This window comes from Candidatus Frankia nodulisporulans (assembly GCF_902806475.1).
GTDB lineage: Bacteria > Actinomycetota > Actinomycetes > Frankiales > Frankiaceae > Frankia > Frankia umida.
This window is the reverse complement of sequence record NZ_CADCWS010000201.1, coordinates 1-7,815: the sequence shown is the minus strand read 5'-3', so window position 1 is coordinate 7,815 and position 7,815 is coordinate 1. Positions and strand designations below refer to the sequence as shown.

The 7,815-nt window shown below is 71.3% G+C and carries 8 protein-coding genes; 4 read left to right on the top strand and 4 right to left on the bottom strand.

Annotation, left to right across the window (positions count from 1 at the left end; all coding sequences use genetic code 11):
* The first annotated feature begins 69 nt into the window (after window positions 1-69).
* From purD to G6R24_RS15940, 4 genes are all read left to right on the top strand, one after another.
* Window positions 70-1,326: a phosphoribosylamine--glycine ligase gene (purD, locus tag G6R24_RS15955; RefSeq protein ID WP_163550036.1), complete on the top strand. Its 1,257-nt coding sequence runs from the start codon at window positions 70-72 to the stop codon at window positions 1,324-1,326.
* Window positions 1,327-1,371: 45 nt separating this feature from the next.
* Window positions 1,372-1,929, top strand: a complete 558-nt coding sequence (gene purE, locus G6R24_RS15950; RefSeq protein WP_225438600.1) for a 5-(carboxyamino)imidazole ribonucleotide mutase — start codon at window positions 1,372-1,374, stop codon at window positions 1,927-1,929.
* Complete coding sequence (gene purB, locus G6R24_RS15945) at window positions 1,926-3,233, top strand: adenylosuccinate lyase (protein WP_163550035.1); 1,308 nt, start codon at window positions 1,926-1,928, stop codon at window positions 3,231-3,233. The genes purE and purB overlap by 4 nt, the downstream gene beginning before the upstream one ends.
* A gap of 198 nt (window positions 3,234-3,431) precedes the next feature.
* A complete protein-coding gene (locus G6R24_RS15940) occupies window positions 3,432-4,871 on the top strand; it encodes an AAA-like domain-containing protein (RefSeq protein ID WP_225438599.1) in 1,440 nt (479 codons plus the stop codon).
* Window positions 4,872-5,041: 170 nt separating this feature from the next.
* On the opposite strand, the gene G6R24_RS15935 is transcribed toward G6R24_RS15940, so the two are convergent.
* From G6R24_RS15935 to G6R24_RS15920, 4 genes are all read right to left on the bottom strand, one after another.
* The gene (locus G6R24_RS15935) at window positions 5,042-5,866 is read right to left on the bottom strand and encodes a PHP domain-containing protein (RefSeq protein WP_163550034.1); all 825 of its coding nucleotides are present in this window, start codon (window positions 5,864-5,866) and stop codon (window positions 5,042-5,044) included.
* 38 nt (window positions 5,867-5,904) lie between these two features.
* Complete coding sequence (locus tag G6R24_RS15930) at window positions 5,905-7,002, bottom strand: LLM class flavin-dependent oxidoreductase (protein WP_163550033.1); 1,098 nt, start codon at window positions 7,000-7,002, stop codon at window positions 5,905-5,907.
* A gap of 461 nt (window positions 7,003-7,463) precedes the next feature.
* Window positions 7,464-7,673 carry a tyrosine-protein phosphatase gene (locus tag G6R24_RS15925; RefSeq protein ID WP_163550032.1) on the bottom strand — a complete coding sequence of 70 codons (210 nt, stop codon included), beginning with the start codon at window positions 7,671-7,673 and terminating at the stop codon, window positions 7,464-7,466.
* A partial coding sequence (locus G6R24_RS15920) for an NUDIX hydrolase (protein ID WP_476727357.1) occupies window positions 7,612-7,815 on the bottom strand: 204 nt, incomplete at its 5' end. The genes G6R24_RS15920 and G6R24_RS15925, both read right to left, overlap by 62 nt.

Genomic DNA, 7,815 nt, shown 5'->3' with positions numbered 1-7,815 from the left:
TGTCAGGGTGACTCGACCCGGCTGGCTCGCATTTCGGTATCGGCGCTCCGGCGTCGATGAGGGAAGCGCATGAGGATTCTGGTCGTCGGCTCGGGTGGGCGTGAGCACGCGTTGTGCCGGGCGCTGGCCCGCGATCCGCGGGTGGACGCGCTGGTCTGCGCCCCGGGTAACGCGGGTACGGCGGACATCGCCGAGCCGCGCTCGTTGGATGTCGGCGATCCGGACGCGGTCGCGGTGCTCGCCGAACAGGTGTGCGCGGATCTGACGGTGATCGGGCCGGAGGTGCCGCTGGTCGCCGGGGCGGCGGACGAGGTGCGCCGCCGGGGGTTCGCCGTGTTCGGGCCGAGCGCGGCGGCGGCGCGGCTTGAGGGTAGTAAGGCGTTCGCGAAGCAGGTGATGCGCGCGGCGGGGGTGCCGACGGCGGCCGCCCGTGACCATACCGAGGTCGAGCCGGCGCTCGCCGATCTGGACGCGTTCGGCCCGCCGTACGTCGTCAAGTACGACGGGCTCGCGGCGGGTAAGGGCGTCACCGTCACCGAGGATCGCGAGGCCGCCGTCGCGGCGGTGCGGGCGAGTCTGCGCGGGCCGGATGACCGGGTCGTCCTCGAGGAGTACCTGGACGGGCCGGAGGTGTCGCTGTTCGCGATCGTCACCGAGTCCGGGGCGATCATGCCGTTGCTCCCGGCGCAGGATCACAAGCGGGTGGGAGACGGGGACGCCGGGCCCAACACCGGCGGGATGGGTGCCTACACCCCGTTGCCGTGGGCGTCGCAGGGGCTGTCCGCCGAGATCGTCCAGAAGGTGATCCGGCCGACGGTCGACGAGATGGCGCGGCGCGGCACCCCGTTCAGCGGGTTGCTGTACGCGGGGTTGGCGCTGACCGGCAGGGGCCTGCGGGTGGTGGAGTTCAACGTCCGGTTCGGTGATCCCGAGACGCAGGCGATCCTCGCGCTGCTGTCGACCCCGCTGACCGACGTGTTGACGGGACGGACCACACCGCGGTTCCGCTCGGGCGCCGCGATCACCGTCGTCGTCGCCGCGGCTGGCTACCCGCAGTCACCGCGGCTGGGTGATCCGATCCGGGGCCTGGCCGCGGCCGATGCCCTCACCGGCGTGGACGTCCTGCATGCGGGGACCAGGCGGGACGAGCATGGTCAGGTGCTGTCGGCCGGCGGGCGCGTGCTGTCCGTCACGGCGATCGGCTCCAACCTGGAATCCGCACGAGGATCTGCCTATGAGGCGGTCAGTCGCATCTCGCTGGCCGGCGCGCACTACCGCACCGACATCGGGGATCCGTCCCGGATGCGCCACACCGCCGGCGCCTGACGCGCGGGCACTGACAAACGATATCGACAGGGACAGGAGCAGAGCGTGTCGCAGAGCAGCAGCGCGCCGGGGCAGGCACGGGTGGCCATCGTCTTCGGATCGCCGTCGGACGCCCAGACGATGAGCAAGGCCGGCGCGACCCTCGAGCGGTTCGGCGTGGGGTACGAGGAGGTGTCGATCTCGGCGCACCGCGCACCGCGCACACTGGCCGAGTACGTGGGTCAGCTGCGCGGCCGCGGGATCTCCGTGGTGATCGCCGGGGCGGGCCTGGCCGCCGCGCTGCCCGGCGCCGTCGCGTCCATGACGACACTGCCGGTCATCGGCGTGCCGATCTCCGGTGGGGCGCTGGACGGGATGGACTCGATGCTCGCGATCGCGCAGATGCCGCCGGGTGTGCCGGTGGCGACCGTCGGTCTGAACAACTCGACGAACGCGGCGATCCTCGCCACCCAGATCCTGGCGCTTGCCGACCCGGATCTGAGCCTGCGGCTCGCCGAGTTCAAGGATGACTTCGAGCGTGCCGCCGCCGAAGGCCTCGCCGCGCTCGCCGCCCCCGCCGACGCCACCGCGGGTGCCGGGGCCAGCGTCGGCGCCGGTCAGTGATCGGCCGCTACACCCTGCCCGAGATGGGCCGGGTCTGGTCGGAGGCACACAAGTACGAACTGTGGTGTCAGGTCGAGGTGCTGGTCTGCGAGGCCCATGCCGCCGCAGGCCGGATTCCCGCCGACAGCGTCGAACCGGTCCGGGCCGCCCCCGCGCCGACGCCCGAGGCGGTCGCCGAGATCGAGGCCGTCACCCAGCATGACGTGATCGCCTTCCTGTCGGCCTGGGCGGACAACACCGAGCCCCGCTCGGCCGCCGCCTACGTCCATTTCGGGATGACCTCGTCGGACCTGCTCGACACCGCGCTCGCCCTGCAGCTCGTCGAGGCCACCGACCTGCTGCTCGCGAAGGCCGACACCCTGGTCGCCGCCCTGCGTGATCTTGGACTCGAGCACCGGAACACCCTGCGGGTCGGACGCACCCACGGCATCCACGGCGAACCGACCGTGTTCGGCCACCGGGTCGCCGACCTCGCGTTCGGCCTGGCCCGCTGCCGTGACCGGCTGCGCACCGCCCGCACGGAGGTCGGCCTCGCGAAGATCTCCGGCGCGGTGGGCACCTACTCCAACATCGAGCCGGACGTCGAGATCCACGTCGCCGAGAAGCTGGGGCTGCGCCCGACCCCGGTCGCCACCCAGGTGGTGCTGCGCGACGGCATCGCGAACTGGGTGGCCGCGCTCGCGGGGCTCGCCACCGTGTGTGAGGCGATCGCGCTGGAGGTCCGCCACGGCCAGCGCACCGAGGTCCGCGAACTGTCCGAGCCGTTCGGCTCCGGGCAGAAGGGTTCCTCGGCGATGCCGCACAAGAAGAACCCGATCATGTCGGAGCGCATCGCCGGCCTCGCCCGGATCGTCCGCGCCCAGTACGTCCCGGTGCTCGAAGGTGTGCCGCTGTGGCATGAGCGGGACATCTCCCACTCGTCCACCGAGCGGATCGCCCTGCCGGACGCGTCCGCCGGCGTCGACTACCTGCTGCACCTGACCACCCGGCTGGTCCGCGGCCTGGTCGTCGACACCGCCCGGATGCGGGCGAACCTGGACGCCACCGGCGGCCTAGTCTACACCTCGGCGGTGCTGCTCGAACTGGTCGAGACGGGCCTGTCCCGCGAGGACGCCTACGCCATCACCCAGGCCGCGGCGATGGAGACCTGGCAGACCGGTATCCCCTTCCGCGACACCCTGCGCAAACAGGCCGCCGAACGCGACCTCCCCCTGGACGAGCCCCGTCTGGACGAGGTCAGCCGCCCCGAGCGCTACACCGAACGCCTCACCGGCGTCTTCGACGCGCTGGCCGCCCTGACCTGAGCGGGACGTCGAAGACAGAAGACCGGACGGTCACGTTGGGACACTGGTTCAACACGGCCGGGCCCTGTGTGCCGCAACGGCACTACATGGTCCCGGCTTCGGCGCGCCTGCCACAGGTGCCCCGGCTGGTCAGCCGGGAGAGCTACGTCGTCGTGCACGCCCCCCCGTCAGACCGGCAAGACGACGACGCTCGGTGCGTTGGCCGCCGAACTCACGGCCGGCGGCCAGTACGCCGCGCTGCTCACCTCATGCGAGCCAGGACGGGCGTGGGGCGATGACGTGGGGGCGGCGACCCGCGCCATCCTCGACCGCACCCGGGCAGATGCCGAGGCTGCCCTGCCACCGCAGCTGCGCCCTCCCCGGTGGCCCGATGCGTCCGACGCGTCCGACGGGGGCCTGCTGGGAGCCGCGCTGGCCGCCTGGTCGCAGGCCTGCCCCCGACCACTCGTGCTGTTCCTCGACGAAATCGACGCGCTGACCGGACGGACGTTGATCAGTGTCCTGGGCCAGCTACGCAGCGGCGCCGGCCGCCGGCCCGCGGCTTTCCCCGCCGCCCTCGCCCTCTGCGGCCTGCGCGACCTGCGCGACCTGCGCGACTATAAGGTCGCCGCTGGCGGTGACCCCAGCCGTCTCGGTGGCCCGAGTCCGTTCAACATCGTCGTCCGATCGCTGCGGCTCGGTGATTTCACCGTCGAGGAAGTACGCGGCCTTTACGGCCAGCACACGGCGGAAACCGGCCAGGTCTTCACCCCGGACGCAGTCAGCCGGGTGATGGAGCTGACTGCCGGGCAGCCATGGCTGGTGAACGCGCTCGCGGCGGAAATCGTGGACGAGATGGCGGTGCCATATACCGAACCGGTCACCGCCGACCACGTCAACGAGGCGAAGGAACGGCTGATCCGCGCCCGGGCGACCCATCTCGACTCGCTGGCCGACAAGCTCAACGAGCCCCGGGTCCGGGTCATCATCGAACCGGTGCTGGCCGGGACGGAGCCGACCACCGACCCGCCAGCGGACGACGTCCAGTACGCCAGGGATCTGGGACTGCTCGCGCAGACTTCCCCGGTCCGGATCGCCAACCCGATCTACCGGGAGGTCGTCGCGCGGATCCTCACCGACCCGGTGCTGGAGTTCTCCTCGGACGCCCCGAAGGCCCGGGCGTTCGTCCTGCCCGACGGTCGCCTGGATATCCCCGGCCTGATCGAACAGTTCGCCGCGTTCTGGCGGGCCAACGGCGACATCCTGACTGCCCGGCAGGTCTACCACGAGGCCGCGCCCCACCTGGTCCTGATGGCGTATCTGCAACGCGTCGTCAATGGCGGCGGTTACGTCGACCGGGAGTACGGCGTAGGCCGCGGGCGGATCGACCTGCTCATCCGCTGGCCCCATCCCGGACCGGACGGAAAACCCGCCCTCCAGCGAGAGGCCTTCGAGCTCAAGGCCCGTGCCGGCGGCGCCGCCGGCACGCTGCCCACCGGGCTGGCCCAGCTCGATGGCTATCTGGACCGGCTCGGCCTCGACCACGGCACACTCGTCATCTTCGACCGCAGACCCGCCGCGAAACCCATCGCCGAACGGACCAGCATCACCACCACCTTGAGCCTCGCCGGACGCACAATCACTCTGCTGCGGGCATGAGATCGGGCTATCAGCCTGCGGTGTAATCGGTCCGGTCTCGACAGTACTCATATGCGGCAGCATCAAGGATTCCCCCGCACGGCTGAATACCGGCCAGCCGCAACAGCGGACGATGGATCCTCGCTGGTGTCAGCAGCGCGATCACAAGGAATGACTGATCCGCGCCCGGGTCACGGCCGTCGAAGGTGGATGGGGTTGGTCCAGGCGCGGCCGCCGGCGGCGTCCTCGACGGTGACCCGGCAGTAGCCGTCACCGAACATCGCGACCGGGAGTGAGCCTTCCGTCAGTTCTTTTCCCACCAGCACCTGCTTGCCCGGGACGCCACCGGTCAGCAGGATCCTGCGCACCGGCGAACACCGGACGGTGATCTGACCCTCACGCAGCTCGACATCGTGTAGTTCGGGGCCGGTGCTCGCGTAGTAGTGGCCGGCTTTGAGAGCGGCCAGGAGTTCGTTCGGATCGAGGGCGACGGCGCGGACGTGCACCCAGCTGTCGCCACGGTCCTCTAGGGCCGCCAGCGCGTTGTGCACCTCGACGGCGTGGGCCGCGTCGAGGCTTTCGGCGTCCGCCAGCGTGAGCAGGGACGCCGCCGGATGCGCCATCCCGATGAACGCGCCCGCGGCCCGCGCCCGGCGGGCCAGTGCCGGGCCGGTCTCCTCGGGCTCGGGCCGTGGGAAACCCAGGGGCAGGCCGACCGCGATGATGTGCCACTCGTCGGAGAACTCCGTACGCGGTGCGTGCAGCTCGGCACCGATCAGGGTCGTGAATCCCTCGGTGCGCAGGTCACGGGTGTCGACCAGCGGGAACCCGAACCTGGCTCGAAAATGATCGGTGATCGCCAGGAAGTCGTAACCGGCCTGCCGGTAGTGCCGCGCCGTCTCCGCCGGCGACAGCGCCCCGTCGGACCGGTCCGTATGGGTGTGCAGATTTCCTCGCCAGAACCGGCCAAGTCTACCGAACGGAAGACTGTTCTCCGTCGGGAGCGAGTCATCCACTCCAGAAGCGTAGTCGATCAACTCCGGTCAGGCGTGGCCTACGTGGGATCGGCCGGGGTCCAGCCGAGAGCCGGGGCGACGGTGGTGGCCAGGTCGGTGATCAGGCGGATGTTCTGGTCGAGGCCGAAGGCCGGCGGCAGGAACAGCACCAGTTCGTCGGCGACCGAGATACCCGGGTCGGCGAGCACCGCCGCGGCCACCGCGTCCGGATCGCCGTGGTAGACTGGGCTCATCGCGAACCCGGCCGGCAGCTCGGCGAGTCTGATCGGCGGCAGGGCACCCCGCGGCCGGGACGCGGCCGGCCCGTAGGTGCGTCGCTCCAGGTCGTAGGCGGCGTAGGTCTCGCGCAGCTCGCCGGTCGGCCCGGGCAGCACGGACGCGGACACCGCGACCGGCGGCGGCGGGGTGCCGTGGGTGGCCGTCCAGGCGGCCCGGTACTCGCCGATGAGGCGGGCCTGGTACTCGCCGAAGGTCTCCCCCTCGGCCAGTCCACGCAGAATGGTCCCGGTGATCAGCCGCAGCCCGAGCCGGGCCGCGTTCACCGCCGAGTCGATGTGACCGGAGCCGTACCAGATGCGTTCGCGCAGGCCCGGGCTGTGCGGGGTCACCCGCAGCTCGGTGCCGACCGGGGGGCCGGGCGGCCGATGCTCGGTGACGGTGTGCAGCACCTCGCCGGAGACACCGGCCAGGAACCGGCGTAGCCGCCGCTGGCCCTCGGTGCGGGCGTCCGTGTCGACGGCGCCGAAGACGTCGTCCCAGGCGTCGGAACCGCTGGAGAAGGCCAGCTGGAGCCGTCCGCCGGTGAGCAGATCGGTGGTGCCGGCCGCCTCGGCCAGCAGGATCGGCTCCTGGTAGCGCATCGGGATGACCGCGCTGCCGAAGGTGATCCGGCTGGTGTGCTGCCCGGCGGCGGCGAAGAACGGCAGCGGCGAGGACAGGTAGTTGTCGAAGTGCCGCTGGTAGGCCCAGCCGGACTGGTAGCCGAGCTCCTCGGCCGCCCTGAACAGCTCGATGCCGTCACGCAGCCCGCGTCCCGCCTCGCCGGCGGTAAAGGACACCCGGGTGTTGAACCCGAGCCGCGTCGTCGGCCTGGCCGCATCCGCGCCGGCGGTTTCCGTACTGGTCAGTGTCGTCACGTGTGCGGTCCTCTGCCTGTGCTGGTCGCCTGGACGGCCCGACGCGGGTGCGGGGCGCAAGGACCGGCCGGGAGATCGCCTGTGACAGCAGGGCTCGGCGGCCAGGACCCCGGCTGGTCAGCGACAGCCGGTCGTGCCCCGGCGCATGAAATCGACCACGCGTCGCCGCACGAGGCGCCGTCCGGGCGCGCTGGGGACCGCGGCCGAGGACGGGGCCGACGGGCGGGCGGCGCCCCTGGGGAAGCCGCCAGCAGTCTCAGCCATGCCCGTAAAGCTAAGGGCGAACATCATGGGACGTCCAACGCCAGTTCGTGATCGCATCGATCGCATGTGCTTATCACTGCGACCGAGCGGACCTGGTCGATGGCCTCCCGGCGCGGGCGAACGAGCAGGAGGATGCCCGCTGGATCCGCGCGTCCTCCTGCTCGCCGCGGAGCGTGCCGTCCGCCGTGACGCGGGGGCTATCGGGCCTGACCGACGAGGAGCTTTGTCCGCAGGGCCCGCAGCGTCCGGGGGCTCAGCCCGAGTCCCTCGGTCGCGTAGTTCTGCATCGATCCGTAGGAGGCCCGCACCTGGTCCAGCCCGGCCTGCAGGTAGGAGGGCTCGACGTCAAGCAGGGTGAGCAGGACGACCGAGCAGCAACGACAGCACGCCGACGATCGTGGCGCCACTGACGACCTCCCGGCGTTCGATCATCCCGCGCAGCTCGGCGAGCGGAATCCACGCGACACGGTCGGATTCGTTGCGTTCGGTGGGTGCACCGACCTGGACACAGCCGTCGGCGCGGAAAAGAAAATGGCGGGTGTTAGTGCC